This window comes from Niabella drilacis (assembly GCF_900101395.1).
GTDB classification, from domain to species: Bacteria; Bacteroidota; Bacteroidia; order Chitinophagales; family Chitinophagaceae; genus Niabella; species Niabella drilacis.
Map to the genome: position 1 here is coordinate 30,546 of NZ_FMZO01000018.1, position 24,000 is coordinate 54,545.

Sequence of the window (24,000 nt, forward strand, 5' to 3'; positions counted from 1 at the left end):
GGGAAGATCTATAGTAACAACTGCCGGTACGCTTTATCAAAAACTTCTTTGCTGAAATGAGACTGGGTATAGGTATACGCATTATCCCCTATACGCCTGCGTTCCTCCGGATGGCGGATCAGCCACTCCAGCAGCTGTACACCCTGCTTCACAATGCCCGGCTCCGTTGTTTCTGTAATCAGCAACCCGTTCTCTTTATCGGTTATGTAATCAGGAATACCGTCCACATTTGTCGACAACACCACTTTGCCCCGGGCCATCATATCCATCACCACCAGCGGCAGGCCCTCGTAAGCAGAAGTAAGGATCAGCACATCTGCCTGCTGGTATTCCCGGTGCAGTGCAGCTGCATCGGTGATCTGCCCATGCAGGGTACAACAGGCGGCTACCTCAGGCGGAATGATGGCTTCCACATCCCCCACAAAAGAAAAATGTACCGCCGCCCCTTTCCGGTGCAGCTCCTTTGCTATGGCAGCGATCAGGTGTACCCTTTTTTGAGGAGCCCCCCTCCCTACAAACAATACCTGCAACGGGAGGCGGTCATTCATCGGCTGTAAAGCTGGAATGTCAATTTTATTGTCAATAAAAAGCAGCCGGTCATAATACGTTTGAGGCAACCGGCTGGCGGTATACTGCCGTTCCACATCCCGTTTAATTTTCGGCGTGCTAAAAATACGCTGGTCCATATCATCAATAAAACCCAGTGAAAAAGGGAACCAGGTATTCAAATGACAGAGTTCTATACGTTTTGTTCCTTTTTTTACATGCGGAATGATCTTATAAAAAAAAAGCGACTCACCTCCAAAAACAACCGGGTGCTCTGCCCTGTTGATCCAGGATGCCAGCACCCCCCTGAAAAAGAAGTTCACAAAATGGTATAGCTTATTGTCAATATACTTATGCAGGTCAATGATCCGCACACCCTCCTGTTGAAACAGTGGAAGGAATTTATTATTCCGGGGCTTTTTACTGAAAATGATCAGCGGTTTTTCATTTGCGATACACGCTGTTATATCTGCGTTGACTTTTATGGAGCCGCCGATATCTGCACTCGGGAAAAATAAAAAGTGCCGGTGCCGCGTCTTGAGCCGGAACAAATGACCGGCGATCTTTCCCAGCAGTACAAACGGGTACATCAGTACCAGTTCCCGCTGTTTTTTTCGTACGGCGGCCTGGTACTTGCTCATCCGGAATATTTTTGTAGTAACCGGACCAGGTAGCCGGGTCCGAAACCGATTTGAAGCTCCTCTAAAATTCCGGCAATAGCAGACACATCAATGTCAAACGAGCTGCCCCTTTCTACCAGTGTGTAGCTCCCCTCCTGCTGCAGGAACTGTTCAATGGTCTTTACAACAGCCAGCACCGGGTAACTCTCTTTGTTTGCAATATTCGTGGTCTGGTTCCGATAGAGGCCCTGTTTCAGGATATGGTCCGCCACGGCAAAAACATCATCCAGGTCAATCAGGTTACGGGAAGCATGTGCCCATACATCAAAATTGGTACTGGCCCGTATATGGTTGATATAATAGTTGAAAATAGTATTGGGATTACCGGAGGGGCCTACCACGTTTGAGACCCTGAAGATATAAAACCTCGCGGCGCTGCGGCGGATATAGTCCTCCACCCGGAGCTTATGCTGCACATAATGACCGGACTGCTCCGTTGGATCGTAGATACTGCAGGTACTGAAATACACCAGCTGTCTTTCCGGGTGCGCTGCAAGCGTTGCCCGCAGCAATTCCATCTCACGGGCATAATCTGCATCCCGCTGACTTTTTGAATTAGATACGCCCGACGCGAACACAACAAAATCGTCCCGCTCCTGATAAACCGAAAACCGCCTTGCGATCATACCATTTCCTACAATCATGTGTTTATCTTTTCTATTGTATCCATCGCCCGCCGGGCTATTTTATCCCAGCGAAAATAATCATAAAATACGGGGGGTATCACTCCGTTTTCCTGTTCCAGCACCGCCACCATCTCTGCTGCAAATTGCCGGTCATCCCTGTCCGCAACAACCCGGAGCTGCGTGCCGGCGACTTCCTGTGGCACCCCAAAAGCGCCTTTCTGATACGACACGGCCGGGGTGTTGCTGCCCAATGCCTCCACCAGCTTTGTTTTGATACCTCCTCCCTCGGCAACCGGGTTAATAAACAGGTCTGCCGCCGAAAAATAAAGCTGTATATCTTTCACAAACCCCCGGTACAGGATGTCCTTTTGCTCCTGTGCTTTCATTTCCTGTACCAGTGCATCAGGAAGCCCTTTTCCGCAAACGAGGATCCTGTAGGCCCCTGAGAACTGCTGCCGCAGCAAAGGATTGATCGATCTTAAAATAGCCGTTACTGCATCCAGGTTAGGGCCATAGCTGAGCGTACCATTAAAAAGTATCAGACGCGTGTCTGTATCAATACCCAGTTCGTTACATAAAGTACGCTTAGCTTCCCGCCTGGCTTCCGCAGCAACAGGAACCAATTCAATGCCATAAGGCACAACCATACATTTTTCCGGTAGCAGGGAGTAATACTGTAACGCAAAATCCCGGTCTTCCGGCGTAATAAAAAAGCTCAGATCCGCAAGCCGGTGTACCTGTTTTTCATAACAGGATAACAGCTTCCACCACCACTTTTTCAGATCCCGGAACCGAAGTCCTTCGATATTATGAGAGCGGACGATGAGCTTTATCCCCGCAAATCGTTGCAGTAATATGCCCAGCCAGCCAAAATAAGGATGTTCCAGCACCAGGTAGCGGATCCCCTGCTCCCTCAATAAACGCCGCAGCCTGAAAAAAAGCAGCGGGTTCAGGTACCGGAATTTATTCCGGCTGCTTCCTAAAACGGGGGCCGTGCTGTACAACGCGCTTAACGGCTCATTTTCCACTACCGTAAAGCAGGTCAGCGCACTACCGGCCGCAAGGTGTTTCCAAAAATAATAAACAGCCTTCTCCCCCCCTGTTACGGGAGGAACGATCTTATACGGAACCAGGGATGCGATCTTTATCAAACCACTGCTTTATTGCTTTTCCTTCGATCCGACCACCATTGCAGGGCAAAACCGCCCAGCACCAGGATCATTACCAAAATGGAGCTTATATAAGAAATTGTAAGACCTTTTTGAACGGTCTCCGGTGCAAACACCAGTTTCACCGTATGTTTTCCTGCCGGAACAGCTACTCCCCGCATAAAATAATTCGTTTTAACAATGGGGGCGTCTTTTCCGTCAATAGTGGCCTTCCATCCTGCCGGGTAGTACACTTCGCTGAAAACGGCAAACTGGGGTGTATTGCTGGTAGTGGTATATTCAGCCTCATCGTTGGTATACTTTGTAAGCTGGATCCGGGAGGTCGTATCGGCCTGTAAGGTTCCGATAGCAGCCACCGCAGCCTGTGGCACCACTGCCGTATCGCGTAATTGCGTGGAACCGATCGCCTGGAGTTCACTGGCCGCATCGGCTTCCGGTTTCAGCCCTTTTACAAACCAGGCTGCACCATAAGCACCGGGGTTGGGAATCGTTACCAGCTGTCCCTGCTGGTTCTGCGTAACAATATACCTTGTATCCAGCGCGTTCAACAGCTCCTGAGGAGGTTGCCCTGTGCTAAAATACCGGTCAATGATATCCTGGTAAATACGCAGCTTGGCCGCATGATACCCCAATACGGAACGATGATAATAGGCGGTATGATTCCCGTTCATGGCTTCCACAAAATTCAGCACCCGGAAGTGTGGGTCCTTATCCTGGAGGATCTGCTCATCAGCCGGCGTTTTTGCAAAAGCCATCGCATCACTGCTGTCCCTGGGAACATATACTTCATCCGGGAGGTATTTCTTGTCAACCGACCACAGGTCCACAAAAAGAACAAGTCCTAAAATAACCGCCGCAATAGCCGGCTTTAATGCATTTTTAAGATAGAAATAAAGAACGCCCAGCAACAATGCCATAAAAGCCAGTGTACGCAGCAGCTGCCCGCCAAACAGGGCCTGCCGGTCGGCTTTCAGGCCCGCTACCACGGCCGGATACAGGCTGGGATTGCTCTTATCAAAACCACTGCCGGTCAGTATGGTTTCCGCCAGCCCGGGGGTATAGCTCTGTCCCAGGTAAACCAGGACGATCACCCCCATCAGCCCGCCGAACACATACAGGATCTGTTTAAAATGCTGCTTTAAGATGTCCTTTCCATCTGCCGAGAAAAACAGCTTTTGCACGGCCACGGCCGCCATCACGGCTAATGCCAGCTGCGGAATAACAAGGGCCATAGAAGGAGCCCTGAACTTATTGTACAATGGCAGGTTATGTAGCAGGAACAGGTTTATTCCGGGGAAAAAGCTTCCCCAGCTCATAATGATACCCAGTGCTGTTGCAGACAGCAGCCCCCATTTCAGCGGCCCCTTTACGATCACAAAGCCGGCTAAAGCCAGTAAACAGATAAGGGCGCCCACATAGGGCGGGCCGTTTGTACCTACTTCTTTGGCGTTGATCATTCCGCCCCAATATATAGGTAAATTGGCAAGCTGTGCGGTAGCCTGCGCCGGTACGCCCTGCTCCGATAATTTTTCAATCACTTTGGAATTTTCACCGATCACCTCCGTACCGTCCCCGATGCTGGCGCCCCCCACTGCCTTGGGCATCAAAAGTACCAATGGCTCCTGCATCCGCATACTGTATGCAAAGGCATAGTCTTCATCCAGCCCGGAGGTTTTGTTATTAGTGACCTGGTCTCCTTTTATCTCCACCGTTTTTCCACCCCGGATGGTAAAATCATTATACTCTTTGGTAGCCGCATAACTCAGGTAGTAGGCTCCCAGCCCCACCAGGGCAGCCACCCCGCTCAGCACAATAGCTACACCGATCTGCTTAAAATCCTTTTCCCGGATCCACCGTGCCACATAAAACACAGTAACAAATACCGCTATAATAAAAAAATAATAGTTGATCTGCGGGTGGTTCGACATCAGCTCCTGGTAAGCCCCCAGGGTAGCCACCGCCAGCCCGATCCAGTACCGCTTGTTATAGATCAGCAGCAATCCTCCCAGCAACAGGGGCATAAATCCGATTGCGTACATCTTTGTTTCATGTCCTGCCTGGAGGATCACGGGGTTATAGGTAGCAAAACCATAAGCCAGTGCTCCCAGTACCGCTGTCAGCGGGTTCAGCCTCATTGCCAGCCCCAAAATGTAAAAACAAATACAGGCTATGAACAGGAAATTAGCCGGGTTGGGTAACCCCAGTCCAAAAACTTTGGTAAGATCGGGCAGCACCGATTTCCCAACCAGGTAGATCTGGTAATTGGGCATCCCGCTAAAAAGGTTGGTATTCCAAAGGGGTAATGTACCGGTTTTTGCCTTTACGTCCAAAGCGTTCTGCGCCGCCCCTTTCCAGCCGATAATATCATGCTGGCTCAGCACATTCCCCTCCAGCACCGGCTTGCAAAACACCAGTGATACCACTACAAAAATGCCGACAGCAATAACATGCGGAACTACTTTTTTTACCCAATTACTTTTCATGCGTTCTTTTTAATTGTTCATTGCCAGAAACTGAGGTTTCAAGATTCGGGAATTGAGTACCAGGATATAAAAATCCGGAACCGGAACGCCGCCCCGGGCATCCACCAAACCTCAAATCATAAACTTCAAACTTCAGACACTAAACCTTTTAAGTTTGGGCAAAATAATGCTATTTTACAAGAAATTAGTTGATGCGCTGGTTAATATTTTTATCAAAAGTCGGGTTTCTGTGTGGTATTACCGTGATTCTGGCCTTCTCCCTCCTGTTTAATGAATGGAATAAAGGCGAAACGGTCAGCTCCTCTATTATTACCTCCGGATACGCGCTGGGGCTGGTCCTGATCCCTCTTATCAACATTATTTATCTGATCTGCTGGATCACCGGCAGGAAACCAGGCAGCATTGTTCCCCGGTGGCTGATCTTTTTTAATATCGCCTGCCTCCTCCTTATTTTTGCATACACATTTTATATTAATGATCCATACTATCACCAGAAATAAGCCCACAAAGCTCTTTATCCTGCTGGGCTGTTTTTTTGTTGCCAATGCCATCATCGCCGAAGTGATCGGGGTTAAAATATTTTCACTGGAAAAAACGATCGGCATTCCTCCTTTTAACCTGAACCTCTTTGGCAACGCCTTTTCCTTCAACCTTACGGCTGGCGTGCTCCTGTGGCCGGTGGTCTTTATTATGACGGATATCATCAACGAGTATTACGGGATGAAAGGAGTCCGGTTCCTGTCCTACCTGGCAGCGGCGCTGATCGGGTATACCTTCCTGATGTTCCAGGGCGCCATATCACTTTCTCCCGCCGACTTCTGGGTAGCAAATTTCACCAAAAACAACGTTCCCAATGCCGACCATGCCTACAGGGTAATGCTGGGCCAGGGTTCCTGGATCATTATCGGATCGCTGAGCGCATTTTTGCTGGGGCAGATCCTGGATGTTGCCGTTTTTCACCGGATCAAAAGAGCGACCGGCGAAAAAGCCATCTGGCTCCGGACCACGGGATCTACCCTTGTTTCCCAGCTGGTAGACAGCTTCCTGGTGCTCTTCATTGCTTTTTACATAGGACCGAGGGTTTCTGCAAACCAGGGAGAGCCCTGGAGCCTGGTATTGGTGCTCAGCATCTGCGTGGGGAATTATATTTATAAATTCATCGTAGCCATTATCATGACCCCGGTGATCTACTGGGTTCATAATGCTATTGAAAAATACCTGGGGACCGAGCTGGCGGCTTCTATAAAACAGGATGCCATGAAACATTGATTTTGCCGCCATTGGCCTGTCAACTTTTCAACATATCCGTTTTTCAACCGGTCCACCTGTCCACGTTTCAACTTTTCGGCTTATCTTCGCGTGATTTTTTTAATCTCCAACTAATATAAATGTCTGATAATCAATCACCCGCAATTTTACTTTTAGAAGACGGAACCGTTTGTTCCGGAAAAGCTTTTGGCGCCATTGGCACTACTACCGGTGAAATCTGTTTCAATACCGGTATGACGGGCTACCAGGAAGTTTTTACAGATCCCAGCTATTACGGCCAGATCGTGATCATGAACGCTGTGCATGTAGGAAACTACGGAGTGATTGATGAGGACGTGGAGTCAGACAGCGTAAAGATCCTGGGGGTGATCGCAAAAAACCTGAACGAGAATTACTCCCGTAAAAGGGCCAACGGCTCACTGGATGAGTACCTGAAAAAAAACAATATTGTTTCCATCCATGATGTGGATACAAGGGCGCTGGTAGCGCACGTGCGCACCAAGGGCGCAATGAACTGCATCATCTCCTCCGAGATCTTTGATGTGGAGGAGCTTAAAAAACGCCTGGCAGCAGTACCTTCGATGGACGGCCTGGAACTGGCCTCCAAAGTAAGCACACAGGAGGTATACGAGTCCGGTGACCCGCAGGCCGGTATCCGTATTGCCGTGATGGATTACGGGATCAAACGCAATATCATCAAATGCATGACCGACCGGGGCGCATTTGTTAAAGTATTCTCGGCCAAAACATCTTTTGAAGAAGTAAAAGCGTTTAATCCCGATGGATACTTTATATCCAACGGTCCCGGCGACCCTGCGGCGATGGAATATGCCGTAGAGCAGCTGAAACAGATCCTGGACGAAGGAAAACCGATGTTTGGTATCTGCCTGGGCCACCAGTTACTGGCGCTGGCCCATGGTATTGCTACTTTTAAAATGCACCACGGGCACCGCGGGTTGAACCATCCTGTAAAGAACCTTATTACAGGCAGATCAGAGATCACCACTCAGAATCATGGATTTGGTGTGGACCCGGATTCAGTCAGGAACTCGGAACTGGTAGAGATCACCCATGTGAACCTGAACGATCAATCCATCGAAGGCATCCGGATCAAAGGCAAACCAGCGTTCTCCGTTCAATACCACCCGGAGAGCACGCCCGGCCCCTACGACTCGAGATACCTGTTCGACGATTTTATCAACCTCATCAAACAGTCAAAAAATAATTAAGACAGGCGCCCCGGAAACGGGGCGTTTTTATTGAGGATTGTTAATTTCCTTCCAGGGTCTGCTGTACGAAAGGGATCCAGCCGATCCCCGGAATACTTTCATCTATAAAATAATCCGGCTGGATGCCGGAAGCGTCAACCATAAAACCGGGCAGCCGGAGGCTTTTGGTAGTGGCATACGTAAGCACAAATTCATTGCCCGGAGATGCGGCTTCCGTCATGTTCGACATATCGAGCGATCCTAAAGTGGAAGTGCCAAAAAGTTTTACCTTTAAGCTTTGTTTGGCATCCACCAGCAGCTGTTCGGCAGAGCTCCCCGTTGCCCCGTTAATGATCATGGCAACTCTTTGCGGAAAGGGATATACCGTATCTCTGTGGCTGATGGATACGCTGCTTTTATTTAACAATACAAATTTCCCAACAGCCTGCTCCAGATCTTCATACTCCTTTAAAAAACTTTTTCTTCGCTGTTCACTAAAGTTGGTATCCCTGGCATATTCCAGCAGCCGCTGATTATTCAATGGTGTAGCATACGTTTCAACGGCCATTTCCCGCATGGGATTCGTATACAGGTACTTCATAAGCTCCGCATAAGAATCATCTGCGCCCCCGCCATTGTCCCTTACATCAACGATCAAATTCGGAACCGATCTGATAACGGGATCATTCGCTTTCAACAAACTGTCGATAGCGCGCTTCTGGCTGATATTAAACCCGGGTAGCCGCAGGTAAACCGTATGGGCTGAAAGCCGCTCCAGCAAAGGAGTTCGTGACCGTAAAAAATGATCATACTTTGCTTTTTCCGGCGAATCCGGGTAAAGAGGATCTAATTTCTGAAAATAAAAATTCCCCACCTGCATAAAGCGATCATTCAGCCATTTTACAGCGGCACTGTCATATTGCTTCAGATTCCCGCCGTATATCGTGCTCTTATACCCGTTACCCACGGGATAAATTTTCAGCTTAACAGCTCCTTTTTGCAACGGTGCTTCTTTGGGCCCTTCAAGAATGTAGCCCACATAATTTGTTCCTTTTTTTACGATCGCAACCTTGTAAAAAGGCGAAAAGAACCAAAGCCCTTCAAAGCCCGGCTCCTTAATATTTTTAAGGTACGTATTCCAGTAGGTATCGTCCCATTGGATCTTTTCATGCTGCTTTATAAGCTCCGGAGCCACCTGCCGAAACGCCTTCTGTAATTCGGCCTCCTGCAGCGCATCGGATATCCTTTGCACAGAATCGCCGAGGCTGATGCTCAAATGAAACCGGCGGAAGAAATTCAACCATTCCCGCATTACCTGCCGGCATTCCTCATAGGTTTTTGCCTTCGCCACTTTCTCCTGTATCTGCAGGTTATGATAATCATAAGCCCCCTTACCCTTTTTATCAATAATGTACTGAAAACCGGCATCGTTCTGTTCAAAGGTTTTCTTCATCCAATCAAAACCGGCCCTGCAATCGCAGGACTGTCCAAAAACGGCAACGGTAAAAAAAATGAGCCCGAAAGAAACAACAAGCTGTTTGAGTATCATAAAATATTTTTTAACTGCTTTTGGCAAATTAACCGCTTCCGGGGAACTTTAAATTGTAAAAAACGGACAGGGCCTATCTCAGGGCAACGATCACATCATTTTTAATATCATACAAGTCATCCGATAAATACCCGGGTGTTTTCCCGGTAAAGAATCTTATATCTTTTATAAAATGGCTTTGATCATAAAACCCTGCCTCATAGGCGATCTGTGTAAGCTTCATTCCGCGGCACCTGCTCATAAGCTGTAAGGCATTCCTGAAGCGGAGTATCCTGAAATAATCCTTGGGGGTAATATCAAATTGAGCTGTAAAAGTTCTTACGATCCGCTTTTCGGAACAACGAAGCCGGGCAGCCAGTTCCTTTAAGCTGCTGATCTTAACACCATGGATGTAATAAAAACACTGCTGCAGGAACGGTTGCGTAACAACCAGTAGCTTTTCTTTTAAAAAGGCTTCGATCATGCATCCTCTCTGCTGAAAATCCTGTTCTGAAAAAACGCCTTCAAAGAAACCATGAGCCGGTTTTCCCCATGCCTCCGCAAGCACGTCTTCCCCGAAAACATAGGTCCTGAGCGGGATCTTAAAATACCGGTAATAACCCAATGGTGTAAAGTCGATACAGATCTCATCAAAACTGCCGCACAGCCCAAAACAATGCGGCTGCAGGTACATGCCCGACAGGTAGGAATGGATGCCGGCTTTTGGCGCTGCCCGCTTTATACGATCGGAACTGCCGATCATCATCTTTTCTTTAATGATACCCAGGCAGATATTGTTATTGGCAAAAGAAGTGATCAGCTGCTGCTCCATCATATGATCCGAATAATTAAACAGCACATATTGTATATATGATGCAAGCTCCGGATCCTGTATCTTATAGGTATCAAACAGCATAACGCTTTATCATACCCCTAATTTATTGATTTTTTAAATAGAAGGCCCGCCCTGTTTTTCACCGGTCGGCCCGGCCAGGGCGCTGCCATCCGTAGCTTTCAGCCGGAGAAAGATCAGTCCGGCCAGTGCTGTAATACCCGCCATGGTAAGAAAAGTATACTTAAACACCATGGCAGCGTCCCCGGTCCTGATCCAGGAAGCGCTCCCGTATTTTGATAACAGGTAGGCACCTACCGAAACGCCCAGGCTCATCGACAACTGCTGCATCACCAGCAACAGGCTGTTGCCCATGCTCGCATTCTCATTGTTAAGATCCGATAAAGCCAGGGTATTCATTGTAGCCATCTGGATGGAATTTACCGCACCAAATAACACCAGGTAAGGGATCAGCAACGGCAAAGGGGTATGCACATCCGGGATGGAGAAAAGCGCAATCACCGCAGCAATAAGCATCGTGTTTACGATAAGCGTTTTTTTGTAACCAAACCGTCGTACAATAGGCACTACCCAGGGCTTTACCATAATGGTGGTGATCGCCGATGGGATCAGCATCATACCGGATACCATCGCCGTGTGCCCAAAGCCCACCTGGAAAAGCAGGGGCAGCAGCAAGGGCATACCGCCGATCCCCAAACGCGTAAGCAGGTTCCCAAAAACGCCAATACGCAATGTACGGATCCGGATCAGATGCAGGTCGATCAGCGGGTATTTTTGTCTTTTAAAATGCCGGTAATAGGCATGCATCAATACGACACCCAGTACAGCGATCCCTACCAGGTACCAGCCCTCTACCAGCTTTTCGGATCCCAGCTCTATTGCAACGGTAATACAAACCAGCGAGCCTCCAAACAGCAGCATTCCCACAGAATCAAAAGGCTTACCCCGGTAAATATAGTTGGGCATTACCTTCCATGCAAAGGCCATACCGATGATACCCACCGGTATATTGATCAGGAAAATCCAGTGCCAGCTGGCTACATCTACCAGCCACCCGCCCAGTGTGGGTCCGATAATAGGCCCCACCAATCCCGGTATGGTAATAAAATTGATAACCCCCAGCAGCTTATCCTTGGAATAGGTGTAAAGAATGGCCAGCCTTGCCACGGGCACCATCATAGAGCCGCCAATGGCCTGTACCACGCGGGAAAGGATCAATGCTGTCAGGCTGGTGGAAAAGGCACTGAGCAAAGAGCCCAGGGTAAACAATCCTACTGCCCAGATGAAGATTTTCCGGGAACCAAAATGATCCGACATCCACCCGCTGAGCGGGATCAGCAATGACAGGATCAGCACATAGCTCACAATGACAGACTGCATGCTCAGTGGCGACCGGTGCAGGTCTGCAGCGATGGAAGGCAGGGCGGTGTTGAGAATAGTGCCATCCAGCGATTGCATAAAGATCGCAAGCGCCGCTATCCAGGGCAGGAACCGGTAAACTACGGGTGAATTTTCTGTTGCCAAAACATAAGCATTTTATATGTTGCGGAACGTTATTTTCAGGGCTGCAATTTCTGATGTGCCCACCGGCCATCCTTTTGCTCAAAATAATTACGGTCATGTAACCGGGTGTCGGAAAAAAGCATTAATTCAATCCGCAAAGGCGTAATAGCATACCCGCCCCAGTTTGCCGGGCGTGCAACCACCGCATCTCCCTGCGCATCCAATGCTTTAAAAAACCGTTGCCGCATTGTATCGTAATCAGTCACAGGTTTCCCCTGTTCGCAAATCGCCGATACCAGCTGTGCAGCAATATCCCTCCCGGCAAAATATGCCGCTGCGGCTTCCGGGGATACGGGCGTTGCCACCCCCTGTATCCTCACCTGGCGCTGAGTAGCCGGCCACCAAAAAGCCAGCGCTACTTTGGGGTTTGCCGCAATCTCCTTCCCCTTCCGTGCATCCATCGGCCCTGTAATAATAAAACAGCCGTCTCTTACTTCCTTCAATGAAACAAAGCGGCTGTTCGGGAACCCATCCAGGCCCAGAGTGGTTAAACAGCAGGCCCCCGGAAGTACAGCACCTGAGGCGGCGGCTTCTTCTTTATACCACTCTTCAAATAATTTCAGCGGATCCATAACCGGTTATTTAAGGCCAGGTCAAACCTGCAATGCGCCCAGCCGTTGAAGCGCGTACAGCATACAGGTAACATGCATCGACTGGATAAACGCATTATCCCGGAACATTTGTTTAAACCGCTCCATTGATACCAGCTCCACCCCGATCTCCTCGTTGGCATCCAGCTCCTGCGCTCCCGTTTTACGGCCTCCTGTTGCAAGGAACATATGCATCCAGTTATTATTAGTAGAAGGATTTGCACAGGTTTTGCCCAGGTACTCGTACTTCGAAAACTCGTAACCGGTTTCTTCTTTTAGCTCTCTCCGGATAGCCGCCTCAAGACTGGCATCCGTATCATCTACACAGCCGCCGGGGATCTCATAATGCGTTTCCCCTATCCCATGCCGGTATTGGGTTTCCAGCAAAACCTGGTTATCTTCCGTAAGGGCAAATGCCGTAACCCAGGTAGGAAATTCATATACATAATAAGGGTCTACTATTTTCCCCTCCGGTGTTTCGCACCGGTCCCTGCGCACAGTAAACCAAAGATCTTTAAACAGGTATTCGGATGAAAGCGTTTTCCAGTTCATTACTGCCATTTTTGTTTTTCTCTTAAATAATTGATCTGCGCCACATGATGTTTGCCATGCCATGCATACAGCTGCAGATAATAGGATAAAGGCAGGGCGCTTCCCGTAGCCGGATGCACCAGCGCCCGCATCCATTGCGCATCATCCAGGTTATCCATTGCTGCATACCACCGCGCATGCAATGCATAAAGCAACGTAACCGAGAGATTCACGGGCAACGTTTGCACATCACCCAGCCCCGCCCAGGCTTTTTCATCATAGGGTTTAATGACCGGGCGCTCTTCCGTTAATCCCAATTTAAACCGGGTATAGGCATTTATATGACTGTCGGCAACGTGATGCACCAATTGATGCACGGTCCATCCCCCTTCCCTGTAAGGCGTTTGCAACTGCGCTTCATTGAGGTTCATAATGGCAGCCTCCAGCATATTGGGCAAATAGCGTATGGCTCCCAGGCACTCCCGCTTTACGCCGGCCGTAAACGGGCCTGCTTCAAATGTCCCGATCGGGTATTGATTTTCGATCATAAGCCGATATTGATGACAAAAAAATCATGAACAACGTATGGCCCTGTCAACATTTAACCCTGCAAATACACACTGTTCAGGGCCTCAATGCACCTGCAATAGTTCCACTTCAAACAGCAGGGTGGCGCCGCCCGGTATATCCCTGCCCGCGCCCCTGTCGCCATAAGCCAGGTCAGAGGGGATCCACAGCCGCCAGTGACTGCCCTCTTTCATGAGGGGAATAGCGATCTGCCATCCTTTGATGAGCGCCTTCAAAGGCGCCGTAAAGGGCTGGTTCCGTTTAAAAGAGCTGTCAAACTCGGTGCCATCCAGCAAGGCACCCCGGTAGTGCGCAGTTACCGACTGATGAACGGTTGGCTGCTTCCCGGTGCCTTCTTTGACCACCTCATACTGGATCCCTTCCGGAAGGGTTTGCACGCTATCCTTATCTTTATTTGCCTCAAGGAATTTCCGGCCTTCTTCTTTCTGCGCCTCAATTTTATTATTCATAAATGCTTTCAGTTTATCCTGTAATCCCATGGTATATTTTTATACTATCGAAACTAAATAACCCCAAAGATAACAAATCCCGTCCAAAGAGACCGGAACAGGCGCTGCCCGGCACCGGGGTATTTACGAAAAAAGACCTCGCGGCCGCTCTCCCGAATAGCAACCCGTTAAGAGAAATTTTATATTCCGCCAAAACTTGCTTTTTTATTCATTTTTGGCGAATTATAAATATCCTTCCTGCTCCTGCTCAAAAGCGTCCGGGCATCGCTACGCCGTAACTTCGAAGCATTTTACAGGAAGCCCGCTTCAGACAATATCATCAGCAGGCGTTGCCTGCTTCAGCCATCCGGCAAACATGATAGAAAATCATATTTCGCCAAAACTGTATTTTTTTTATACTTTTGGCGAAATATAGAACATGGGAGTCATCATCGGGAGAGCAGAAGAAGCCCAGCTCCTCTCAGACATTGCAGGCACACCAGAGGCAGAACTGGTAGCCATTTATGGAAGAAGACGGATCGGTAAGACCTACCTGGTTCATAACTTTTTCGAAAACGACATCCTCTTTGAGGTGTCCGGCCTGCACAACGCCTCCCTGCAGGAACAACTGGAAAATTTTAAAGACTGCCTCCTGAAAACGGTTCCCGGAAAGAAGATACCGATACCAGGGAACTGGCTGCAGGCATTTCAGCAGCTCATTAAATATATTCAACCTCAAATAAAAAAAAGGAAGAAGGTCCTCTTCTTTGATGAGTTTCCCTGGATGGATTCGCCCCGGTCCGGCTTTATGCCGGCCTTTGAGAACTTCTGGAACAGCTGGGCCTCCCGGCAAAAAAATCTTATTGTGATCATTTGCGGCTCTGCCGCTTCCTGGATGATCCGCAGGGTGGTGCAAAACAAAGGCGGCCTGCACAACCGGATCACCCGTCAGATACGCCTGCGGCCCTTTTCCCTGGCGGAAACCGAAGCTTTTTTCCGCGCGCAGCACGTTACACTGGACCGGTACCAGGTACTGCAACTGTACATGGCAATGGGCGGCGTGCCCCAGTACCTGAAGCAGGTAAAGCGCGGCGAAAGCGCTGTGCAGGCAATTGACCGGGTCTGCTTTTCAAAAGACAGCTACCTGGCCAATGAATTCAATAATCTTTATCGTTCCCGTTTCGACAGCGCCCAGCATCATATCGCTATTGTAAAAGCACTTGCAGGAAAACCCTCGGGGCTGACCAGAAACGAGATCATCGATACACTGCGGTTATCATCCGGCGGGGGTATTACACAAACGCTTGATGAGCTGGCAGAATCCGGCTTTATTACATCCTATGTACCATTTGGGAAAACGGTCAAGAACGGTATTTACAAACTAACGGATGAGTATTCACTGTTCTACCTGAAATTTATTGCCGCCAACAAAAAAACCGGCAGGGGCACCTGGCTCAAACTGTTCAATACCGCATCCTGGAAAAGCTGGAGCGGCTATGCTTTTGAAGCCATTTGCCAGAAGCACCTGGAACAGCTAAAGGCAGCCCTGGGCATTTCCGGCATATATACCAAAGACAGTATCTGGAGAAGCAGGGCAGCAGCAACAGCCCGGAAGAGCGCACAGATCGATCTTGTCATGGACCGCAGCGACCGTTGCATTAACCTTTTTGAAATGAAGTTCTCCGCCAAAACGTTTGTGCTTACAAAAGCATACCTTTCGGAGCTCTTAAACAAACAGGAACTTTTTATTGAACATACAGGTACAAGAAAAACAGTATTCCTGGGTATGATGACCACTTACGGGATCAGGAATACGGAAGACTTTGCCGGTATCATCCAGCACCAGCTCTCCATGGATGTATTGTTCCGTCCGGTTCAGCCGGCGCTCTAACCCTCCCTCAGGTGCTTACCCGTAAGATGAATAAACACATCTTCCAGGTTTGCCTTTTTTACTTCCCTGGGGCGTTCAAACCCCGTTGCTACCAGGTTATCAATTAACCGGTCCGGTGTATCCAGTGCCACAATAGCACCCGAGTCAATGATAGCGATCCGGTTACAGAGGTATTCGGCTTCATCCATATAATGCGTGGTAAGAATAATAGTGGTGCCTGCTGTATTGATGTTCCGGATCAGCTCCCACAGGTTCCTGCGCGCCTGCGGATCCAGGCCGGTAGTGGGCTCGTCCAGGAATATGATCCGGGGCTTGTTGATCAGCGTGGTGGCAACGGAGAACCGCTGCTTCTGTCCGCCGCTCAGGTCTTTGAACTTTGCCCGGGCCTTCTCTTCCAGGTTCACCATTTTCAACAACTCCATTGCATGCACCCGCTGATTGTACAGGCCGGCAAAAAGCTCAACCAGCTGTACCAGGTTCAGACCCGGATAATACCCGCTGGCCTGGAGCTGCACGCCAATAACCTCCTTGATCCGGTCCGGGTCCCGGTCCAGGTCATAACCCGCCACCACTACGCTCCCTCCCGTTTTCGGGCGCAGCGTTTCAATAATTTCCAGCGTGGTGGACTTGCCTGCTCCGTTGGGGCCCAGTAACCCGAAGACCTCACCTTCCTGCACTTCAAATGAAATACCTTTTACCGCCCTGAACTGATCATAATCCTTTACAAGATCATGTACGGAAATAATAGGAGTTGTCATGGCGCTAAAACTACAAATAAGTTGGCAAAAAAGGACGACCTTCGCTGCAAAACAAAAAAGATGAAGGTGTATAAATTCGGAGGAGCCTCTGTGAACAGTGCAGAACGGATCTCAAATGTTGCAGCGATCCTGGAGCGTTTCTCCGATGACGACCTGGTGATCGTGATCTCTGCAATGGGCAAAACTACCAATGCCCTGGAAAAAGTAGTGCAGGCTTTTTATGCAGAAAAAAAGGAGGAGGCCCTGCAGCTTTTTGATGAAATAAAACGGCAACACCTTACCACTGCCAAATACCTGCTGGTTACCCATTACCTGGCCTGCGAAGCCCGGCTGCGCGATTGCTTTACCGAAGTGGAATGGATGCTGCATGATGCGCCTGTACGTGAATTTGATTATTACTATGACCAGGTAGTAAGTGTTGGAGAACTACTGGCCACCTGCATAGTAAGCTTTTACCTTTCCGAGCGGGGCATTCAAAATGAATGGGTGGACGTACGCGATATTTTCCGCACTGATGATAATTTCAGGGATGCCAATATCAACTGGGCATTCACCCAACAACAGGTAGACCGCTATATCCAGCCCCTGGTTCAGCAGAAGAAATGGATCATTACCCAGGGATTCATCGGCGCTACTGACGAAAACGAAAGCACCACACTGGGACGCGAAGGCAGCGATTATTCTGCAGCCCTTTTTGCAAATATGCTCAACGCAGCAAGCCTCACGATCTGGAAAGACGTGGAAAGCGTAATGAGCGCCGATCCCAAACAGATACCCGATGCCGTTCCGATCCATTCACTCAGCTATAATGAAGTGATCGAAATGGCCTACTACGGCGCCCAGGTGATCCATCCCAAAACCATTAAGCCCCTGCAGAACAAGAACATTCCGCTCTACGTAAAATGTTTCCTGGATGCCGACCTGCCCGGAACCATTATTCATAACAGTGTCAATAAAGACCTGCCGCCGATCATTGTTATAAAAGAGAACCAGGTGATGATGGAGTTGAAAACAAAAGACTTTTCTTTTGTGGGAGATGCCCATGCCTACCAGCTGTATCAATGGTTCAACGAACATTCGCTGCGCCCCACGCTTACACAAAACGGGGCCATCAGTCTCATCTTTGCTTTTGACAACTGGGAGGAAAAGATCAGCCGGTTCTCATCGGCTGCTGCCGGGATGTTTGACGTGCATGTAACCCCCGGGTTAACGCTCACCACCATCCGGCATTACAACCAGGCAGCGCTGGACCGGTATATCAACAACAAAGAAATGCTTGTAAAACAACAAACCCAGCGGAATATAAGGGTGCTGCATCGTTCATAACAGGAGGTTTTTACGCCTACTCTCCGTTAACAGCAATGGTTTGGACCATCTTTTTAGCAACCGGTTTTTCCCGCAAAATAGCCGGGGACCAGGCGGGCATTTTTTCCAGTTTTGACAACAGCACTTTATCAAAATAGTCATCCACTCCGCCCTTCAGGATCTTGAAGTTAACAGGACTTCCATCTTTATCAATGATAAACTCCAGCTGTACATAAGCATGCGTTACGCTATCCGGCAACGCCTTTACCATTTCAGCGCCCACGCGCTTTACATATTCCGAAAATGCAGCGGCGCCACCGGGGTACTCCGGCCATTTGGCTACGGCATCGGCTATAAAATCCACTTTCCGGTGGCTGGGAACAAAATCCGATTTAGGGCGTTGCTTGGGCTGGAACCGGGGCGCCAGCACCGGCGCATCGTTGATCACATACTCGCCATTATCCTTTGTCATCACCACCGGCAGCTGCTTGTGCTGTTCAAAATATTCAAACGCCTCCTCCAGCTTTACGTTAAGCGCCTTGTAGGAAGGATCCGCCTCCAGCATCTTATTCAGATACTCATAGCTTCGCTTTACACTGTAATTGATCGGGAATATATGAACGGGTATATAATCCAGCCCGGCGCTTTTAGCTCCGGCCGTCAGGAGGTACAATTCGTCGATCTGGTCATTTTTAATAGGGATACATCCCACGGTAGCACATCCCCCGTGTATAAAAATATCCCCTCCCGGCTTTGCCTGGTCGGAAAGGATCCGGTCAGATGCGTTGGGATAATTCAGACCCAGCGATAAATAATAGGTGCTATTGGGGTTAAACTCGTTGATATAATAAAAGCCTTCCGGCACCTGGTAATCGCCCTCAAACCTTTTGGGGCCCAAGGAACCGGCCAGGGCGCACACCTTGTAAATCTTCAGGAGTTTGTATTCGTCTTTTATCGAATTCTTTACCCACACTTCCAGCTGACTGTCGTACTTGAACGAGCGGAGGTATACATATTTGGCAGGCCAGTCGAGCCCTTTCAGTTTAAAAAGATTCTTCAGGTATTCCCCCTTCTTCTGGAAGGACTCTTTAGGGCGGGGCAAACTGGTTTGCGCATCAAAAAAAGCGCCGTATGATACCGGCGGCGTATAAGAATTCTGTGCAGAGCTGAATATAGAAAATGTAAAAATGCTTGCAATAACGAAGTAACCCCTTTTTCCTCTCAGTTTTAAAGCCATTTTAAATCAATAATAATTCCCCGGATCTATGAATCGCCGTTTTAAATATTTATCAATACAGAACCTCAACCGTACCCGCCTTTCACCGCTATATAATAACGAAAAAAGGAGGCGTATATTTCGGTTAAGCGTTACAAATTATCTACAAATTTAGCTTTTATGTGTTAAAAAATATATAATATATCATTGTTCCCTGAATTTCATTCATTTAAAAACGGCTGTAAATTTCGGTGCCGGATGACAGAAGCTTCTTTCAATATCCTATTTTTGAAACCCAAATGATTGATCTACGTTCTGATACCGTAACACGCCCCACCCCCGGCATGCTGCAGGCTATGATGCAGGCAGCCACCGGAGATGATGTTTTTGGGGAAGACCCCGCTGTTAATGAACTGGAAGCCCGCTGTGCTGCGATGTTCCGCATGGAGGCTGCGCTTTTTTGTTCCAGCGGTACCCAAACCAACCAGATCGCCATCAAATGTCATACCCAGCCCGGTAACGAGGTCATCTGCGATGCAGACGCTCATATTTACCAGTACGAAGCGGGGGGCATTGCTTTCAATTCCGGCGCATCGGTCCGTTTGCTGCCCGGTGACCGCGGACGTATCACTGCTGCGCAGGTGCTGACCGCCATCAACCCGGACGATGTACACAAACCGGCGAGTACGCTGGTATGCATTGAAAATACCAGTAACCGGGGCGGTGGAAGCTGTTATGATTTTGAAGAGCTCAAAAAGATACAGGAAGTGTGCCGCGCTCACGGAATGGGCTTTCACCTGGATGGCGCCCGGTTGTTTAACGCGCTCATCGCCCGCGGGGAAACTGCCGGACAATACGGGACCCTGTTTGACAGTATCTCCGTTTGTTTTTCAAAAGGCCTGGGCTGCCCCGTGGGAAGCGTACTGCTGGGAAATAAAACCTTTATTGCAAGGGCACGGCGTTTCCGGAAAGTGCTCGGAGGCGGTATGCGCCAGGCGGGCATCCTTGCGGCCGCGGGAACCTACGCCCTGGAGCATCATATTGACCGGCTGCAAACCGATCATCTGCATGCAGCGGCAATTGCCGGGGAACTGCAGCACTGCCATTTTGTTGAAAACCTGTTACCCGTAGCAACAAATATCATTATTTTTGAAACAAGGGGCATCACGGCTTCTGACCTGGTTACGAGGCTTGGAGCACAGGGCATTCTTTGCAATGCTGTTGCTCCCAGCCGCGTCCGTTTTGTACTGCATCTCGATATTACAGAGCGCATGGTACAACAGGTGATCGAAAAGATCCGGTCCATTTAAAAACTACTAAAGAAAAGAATTATGTTACCAACCCAAAATCCATCCAAAACAAAAAGCTGGAAAAAATTGACCGCTCATTCAGAAACCATGAAGGCGGTACATATGCGGGACCTGTTTGCCGCCGACGATCAGCGTTTTCAGAAATATTCCCTCAGACATGGAGCGCTGCTCTTCGATTACTCAAAAAACAGGATCACGGATCAAACCCTTCAATTACTGGCGGAGCTGGCAAAGGAGGCGCAATTACCGGAGGCCATCCGGGCCATGTTCTCCGGTGCGCTGATCAACCAGACCGAGCAGCGTTCCGTTCTGCACATCGCACTCCGGTACTTTGGCAAAGAAGCCATCAACAGCAACGGCGAAAATGTAATGCCTGCGGTACGCAAGGTACAGCAAAAAATGAAGCGCTTTTGCGAGGCCGTACACAACGGATCGCATGTGGGATACACCGGTAAAAAAATCAAATCCATTGTCAATATCGGCATCGGGGGAAGCGACCTGGGGCCTTTTATGGTTACCGAAGCCCTGAAGCCTTATACCGTTAAAGGGATAGAAGCCTTTTTTGTTTCAAATGTAGACGGTACGCAGATCACAGAAGTGCTCAAAAAAGTAAACCCGGAAACCACGCTATTCCTGATCGCCTCCAAAACCTTTACCACCCAGGAAACCATGACCAATGCACATACAGCCCGGGACTGGTTCTTAAAAAAAGCCAAAGACATCAAACAGGTCTCCAAACACTTTGCTGCCCTGAGCACGAATGAAAAGGAAGTAAAAAAATTCGGCATCGATACAAAAAATATGTTTGAGTTTTGGGATTGGGTAGGCGGCCGCTATTCTCTCTGGTCCGCTATCGGTTTATCCATTGCCCTCACCATCGGCTACCACAATTTTGAGGCGCTTCTGAAAGGGGCTTATGATATTGATGAGCATTTCAAAACCGCTCCGTTTGAGCAGAACATCCCGGTGATCATGGCGCTTATAAGCCTCTGGTATATCAACTTTTTTGGTGCGCAAACAGAGGCCATCCTTCCCTATGACCAGTATCTTCACCGCTTCCCTGCTTATTTTCAGCAGGGCAATATGGAAAGCAACGGGAAAAGCGTGGACCGGAACGGGAAAAGAGTGACCTATGCCACCGGGCCGGTGATCTGGGGTGAGCCCGGCACCAACGGGCAGCATGCATTTTACCAGCTCATACACCAGGGCACGCCTTTGATCCCCTGCGATTTTATTGCCCCGGCACAAACACATAACCCGGTGGGCGATCACCATCAAAAACTATTGAGCAATTTTTTTGCACAGACCGAGGCCCTGATGAACGGGAAAACGCTGAAAGAGGTAAAAGATGAATTGAAAAAATCGGGCCTCTCCAGGGCAGATACTGACCGCCTGGCACCCTTTAAGGTTTTTGAAGGCAATAAGCCTACTAATTCCTTCCTGGTAGAGCGGATCACTCCGTTTACCCTGGGGCAACTGATCGCATTATATGAGCACAAGATCTTCGTTCAGGGAGTGATCTGGGATATTTACAGCTTTGACCAGTGGGGGGTGGAGCTTGGGAAGCAGCTGGCCAACAAGATCCTTCCTGCTTTGGAAGGCGATGCGCCGGTAACCGGGCACGACAGCAGCACATCCGGCCTGATCAATGCCTACAAAAAGATGCGGTGACCATTGTGCGCTGCAACCAGCTGACAGCACACTGTTAAAAAGCAAAGCTGTCAGCTGTTGCAACTCCCGGTACCCGAATGTTCCTAAACCGGTATGTTGACCGCAAAAAAGGTTATATTTGCCGGTTAAATACCCCGTATTTAAGAATTGGTGATATATGAAAAAAATTGAGTTAGAGATCGTCGCCTTATCACACAGTATTACGCAAACCCACTCATATGCCGTAGTATTGGGAGAAGTGAATGGCTTGCGGCGTCTGCCGATCGTGATCGGCGGGTTTGAAGCGCAGGCCATTGCGGTGGCCCTGGAAAAAATGAACCCCAGCCGGCCGTTAACGCACGACCTGATGAAGAACTTTCTTGTAGCATTTAATATCGACCTCCATGAGATCATTATTTCAGATCTGCAGGAAGGGATCTTTTTCAGCAAACTCATTTGTTCCTCTGACCATGACACCGTAGAGATCGACAGCCGCACTTCCGATGCTATTGCCCTCGCAGTACGCTTTGGATGCCCGATTTACACTTATGAGAATATCCTGGAAACAGCAGGGATCGTGATGGATGAAAAGGGAGAACCGAAGGCCACCAAAGAAGAAGCCGTAGGTGGCACCACCAGTGAGCCCAGCCGGGACGACCTGAAAGCGCTGAGCCTCGAAGAGCTCAACGTCATGCTGAGCGAAGTGCTGGAAAATGAAGACTATATCCGGGCAATTGCCATACGGGATGAGATCAACAGCCGCACCCGGGGATAACTGCTCCGGTTCACTATTTATACCGACAAAAAGTGGTATTCTTTTCCAATTGCAAAATAAATTTAGGGCTGCATATTATTGCCCGGAGGCCGGATGGATTTCACGACCTGGAGACGGTTTTTTATCCCCTGCCCATTTATGATGTGCTGGAGCTGCTGCCCGCTGATGAAACAGCGCTGACCCTCCACGGGCTTCCCATCCCCGGCAATAAAGAAGACAATAGTGTATGGAGGGCCTGGCACCTGCTGAAACAGGAGCTGCCACAACTCCCCCCCGTCCGGTTCCACCTGTTAAAAAACATCCCGGCAGGTGCGGGGCTGGGCGCAGGGAGCGCTAACGGAGCAACCGCACTAATAGCGCTGGATCGCTTTTTTAACCTGCAGTTATCGCAAAAACAGTTATTAAAATACGCCCTGCACCTCGGCAGCGACGCGCCCTTCTTTATCCTCAATACACCCTGCTATGCCACCGGGCGGGGCGAAGCGCTCCAACCCATTTCACTGGATCTCTCCGGCTACCACCTCGTGTTGGTGAACCCTGGCATCCACATCAGCACCCCCTGGGCGTTTAGCCGCATTATTCCCTCCACCCCGGCCCATTCCCTGAAAACGCTTACCGCCCCCCCTCCTTCATGGGAACATTTTGTAACCAATGATTTTGAGCCGCTGGTGTATGAAGCCTATCCCGAGATCAAAGACATCCGGAACCGGCTAAAAGCCGCGGGAGCCGTATTTGCAGCTATGACAGGGACGGGCAGCACCGTTTTTGGCTTGTTTAAACACCCTCCGGATATGCCGGTATTCCCGGCTACCTGTTTCATCCGGAGCGTTTCCCTGGATACCCCCCTGCTGCATTGAAAGCAGTGATGCGATTCCTGGCCTGGTGCCCGGTGCTCACGATACCATCATCATCAGGCGGTACGCCTCATTTCCACATTTTCAAATTCGGCATTCTTCAAAACTTTTTGCCCGGCCTGATTTTTAATCCGCCATTTTCTGTATCTTGCGGCTATGCTTACAGCAGGTACACTTCA

22 protein-coding genes are annotated in these 24,000 nt (G+C 49.2%); 9 read left to right on the forward strand and 13 right to left on the reverse strand.

The window, feature by feature from the left end; genetic code table 11:
• Positions 1-8 precede the first annotated feature (8 nt).
• The 4 genes from BLS44_RS22140 to BLS44_RS22155 are packed head-to-tail and all read right to left on the reverse strand — an operon-like array spanning position 9 to position 5,504.
• The gene (locus BLS44_RS22140; protein ID WP_090392540.1) at positions 9-1,187 is read right to left on the reverse strand and encodes a glycosyltransferase family 4 protein; all 1,179 of its coding nucleotides are present in this window, start codon (positions 1,185-1,187) and stop codon (positions 9-11) included.
• Positions 1,184-1,870, reverse strand: a complete 687-nt coding sequence (locus BLS44_RS22145; RefSeq protein ID WP_143019891.1) for an NAD-dependent epimerase/dehydratase family protein — start codon at positions 1,868-1,870, stop codon at positions 1,184-1,186. Before BLS44_RS22145 ends, BLS44_RS22140 begins: the two co-directional genes overlap by 4 nt.
• Positions 1,867-3,003 carry a glycosyltransferase family 4 protein gene (locus BLS44_RS22150; RefSeq protein ID WP_090392544.1) on the reverse strand — a complete coding sequence of 379 codons (1,137 nt, stop codon included), beginning with the start codon at positions 3,001-3,003 and terminating at the stop codon, positions 1,867-1,869. The genes BLS44_RS22145 and BLS44_RS22150 overlap by 4 nt, the downstream gene beginning before the upstream one ends.
• A complete protein-coding gene (locus tag BLS44_RS22155) occupies positions 3,000-5,504 on the reverse strand; it encodes a YfhO family protein (protein WP_090392545.1) in 2,505 nt (834 codons plus the stop codon). Before BLS44_RS22155 ends, BLS44_RS22150 begins: the two co-directional genes overlap by 4 nt.
• Before the next feature lie 191 nt (positions 5,505-5,695).
• Here BLS44_RS22155 and BLS44_RS22160 point away from each other — a divergent pair, with 191 nt between their 5' ends.
• From BLS44_RS22160 to carA, 3 genes are all read left to right on the forward strand, one after another.
• A complete protein-coding gene (locus tag BLS44_RS22160; RefSeq protein WP_090392547.1) occupies positions 5,696-6,004 on the forward strand; it encodes a hypothetical protein in 309 nt (102 codons plus the stop codon).
• A complete protein-coding gene (locus BLS44_RS22165) occupies positions 5,979-6,773 on the forward strand; it encodes a queuosine precursor transporter (protein WP_090392548.1) in 795 nt (264 codons plus the stop codon). Before BLS44_RS22160 ends, BLS44_RS22165 begins: the two co-directional genes overlap by 26 nt.
• A gap of 119 nt (positions 6,774-6,892) precedes the next feature.
• The gene (gene carA / locus BLS44_RS22170) at positions 6,893-8,002 is read left to right on the forward strand and encodes a glutamine-hydrolyzing carbamoyl-phosphate synthase small subunit (RefSeq protein ID WP_090392549.1); all 1,110 of its coding nucleotides are present in this window, start codon (positions 6,893-6,895) and stop codon (positions 8,000-8,002) included.
• 40 nt (positions 8,003-8,042) lie between these two features.
• Here the strand turns inward: carA and BLS44_RS22175 are convergent, their stop codons facing one another.
• From BLS44_RS22175 to BLS44_RS22205, 7 genes are all read right to left on the reverse strand, one after another.
• Complete coding sequence (locus BLS44_RS22175) at positions 8,043-9,530, reverse strand: S41 family peptidase (RefSeq protein ID WP_143019892.1); 1,488 nt, start codon at positions 9,528-9,530, stop codon at positions 8,043-8,045.
• Positions 9,531-9,603: 73 nt separating this feature from the next.
• Positions 9,604-10,425, reverse strand: coding sequence for an AraC family transcriptional regulator (locus tag BLS44_RS22180; RefSeq protein ID WP_090392553.1), 822 nt, complete (start codon positions 10,423-10,425; stop codon positions 9,604-9,606).
• A gap of 33 nt (positions 10,426-10,458) precedes the next feature.
• Positions 10,459-11,886: a DHA2 family efflux MFS transporter permease subunit gene (locus tag BLS44_RS22185; protein ID WP_090392555.1), complete on the reverse strand. Its 1,428-nt coding sequence runs from the start codon at positions 11,884-11,886 to the stop codon at positions 10,459-10,461.
• A gap of 35 nt (positions 11,887-11,921) precedes the next feature.
• Positions 11,922-12,497 carry a pyridoxine/pyridoxamine 5'-phosphate oxidase gene (locus tag BLS44_RS22190; RefSeq protein ID WP_090392557.1) on the reverse strand — a complete coding sequence of 192 codons (576 nt, stop codon included), beginning with the start codon at positions 12,495-12,497 and terminating at the stop codon, positions 11,922-11,924.
• A gap of 21 nt (positions 12,498-12,518) precedes the next feature.
• A complete protein-coding gene (locus BLS44_RS22195) occupies positions 12,519-13,067 on the reverse strand; it encodes an NUDIX hydrolase (protein ID WP_245729357.1) in 549 nt (182 codons plus the stop codon).
• Positions 13,067-13,594 carry a YfiT family bacillithiol transferase gene (locus tag BLS44_RS22200; RefSeq protein ID WP_090392561.1) on the reverse strand — a complete coding sequence of 176 codons (528 nt, stop codon included), beginning with the start codon at positions 13,592-13,594 and terminating at the stop codon, positions 13,067-13,069. The genes BLS44_RS22195 and BLS44_RS22200 overlap by 1 nt, the downstream gene beginning before the upstream one ends.
• An 84-nt stretch (positions 13,595-13,678) precedes the next feature.
• Positions 13,679-14,113 (reverse strand): BamJ family beta-barrel-assembly machinery protein, encoded by a 435-nt coding sequence (locus BLS44_RS22205; protein WP_090392563.1) that lies wholly within the window; start codon positions 14,111-14,113, stop codon positions 13,679-13,681.
• 388 nt (positions 14,114-14,501) lie between these two features.
• Here BLS44_RS22205 and BLS44_RS22215 point away from each other — a divergent pair, with 388 nt between their 5' ends.
• A complete protein-coding gene (locus BLS44_RS22215) occupies positions 14,502-15,953 on the forward strand; it encodes an AAA family ATPase (RefSeq protein ID WP_090392567.1) in 1,452 nt (483 codons plus the stop codon).
• On the opposite strand, the gene BLS44_RS22220 is transcribed toward BLS44_RS22215, so the two are convergent.
• The gene (locus BLS44_RS22220) at positions 15,950-16,711 is read right to left on the reverse strand and encodes an ABC transporter ATP-binding protein (RefSeq protein ID WP_090392569.1); all 762 of its coding nucleotides are present in this window, start codon (positions 16,709-16,711) and stop codon (positions 15,950-15,952) included. The two genes, BLS44_RS22215 and BLS44_RS22220, sit on opposite strands and share 4 nt — an antisense overlap.
• A gap of 60 nt (positions 16,712-16,771) precedes the next feature.
• Between BLS44_RS22220 and BLS44_RS22225 the strand changes: the two genes are divergently transcribed.
• Positions 16,772-18,037: an aspartate kinase gene (locus tag BLS44_RS22225; protein WP_090392659.1), complete on the forward strand. Its 1,266-nt coding sequence runs from the start codon at positions 16,772-16,774 to the stop codon at positions 18,035-18,037.
• 16 nt (positions 18,038-18,053) lie between these two features.
• On the opposite strand, the gene BLS44_RS22230 is transcribed toward BLS44_RS22225, so the two are convergent.
• Positions 18,054-19,253 (reverse strand): L,D-transpeptidase family protein, encoded by a 1,200-nt coding sequence (locus BLS44_RS22230; protein WP_090392571.1) that lies wholly within the window; start codon positions 19,251-19,253, stop codon positions 18,054-18,056.
• Between the two features lie 278 nt (positions 19,254-19,531).
• Here BLS44_RS22230 and BLS44_RS22235 point away from each other — a divergent pair, with 278 nt between their 5' ends.
• The 4 genes from BLS44_RS22235 (at position 19,532) to ispE (ending at position 23,824) form a co-directional block, all read left to right on the forward strand.
• A complete protein-coding gene (locus BLS44_RS22235; protein ID WP_090392573.1) occupies positions 19,532-20,542 on the forward strand; it encodes a threonine aldolase family protein in 1,011 nt (336 codons plus the stop codon).
• Positions 20,543-20,563: 21 nt separating this feature from the next.
• A complete protein-coding gene (gene pgi, locus BLS44_RS22240) occupies positions 20,564-22,213 on the forward strand; it encodes a glucose-6-phosphate isomerase (RefSeq protein WP_090392575.1) in 1,650 nt (549 codons plus the stop codon).
• Between the two features lie 157 nt (positions 22,214-22,370).
• The gene (locus BLS44_RS22245; protein ID WP_090392578.1) at positions 22,371-22,967 is read left to right on the forward strand and encodes a bifunctional nuclease family protein; all 597 of its coding nucleotides are present in this window, start codon (positions 22,371-22,373) and stop codon (positions 22,965-22,967) included.
• 32 nt (positions 22,968-22,999) lie between these two features.
• Positions 23,000-23,824, forward strand: coding sequence for a 4-(cytidine 5'-diphospho)-2-C-methyl-D-erythritol kinase (gene ispE, locus BLS44_RS22250; protein WP_090392580.1), 825 nt, complete (start codon positions 23,000-23,002; stop codon positions 23,822-23,824).
• Positions 23,825-24,000 lie beyond the last annotated feature (176 nt).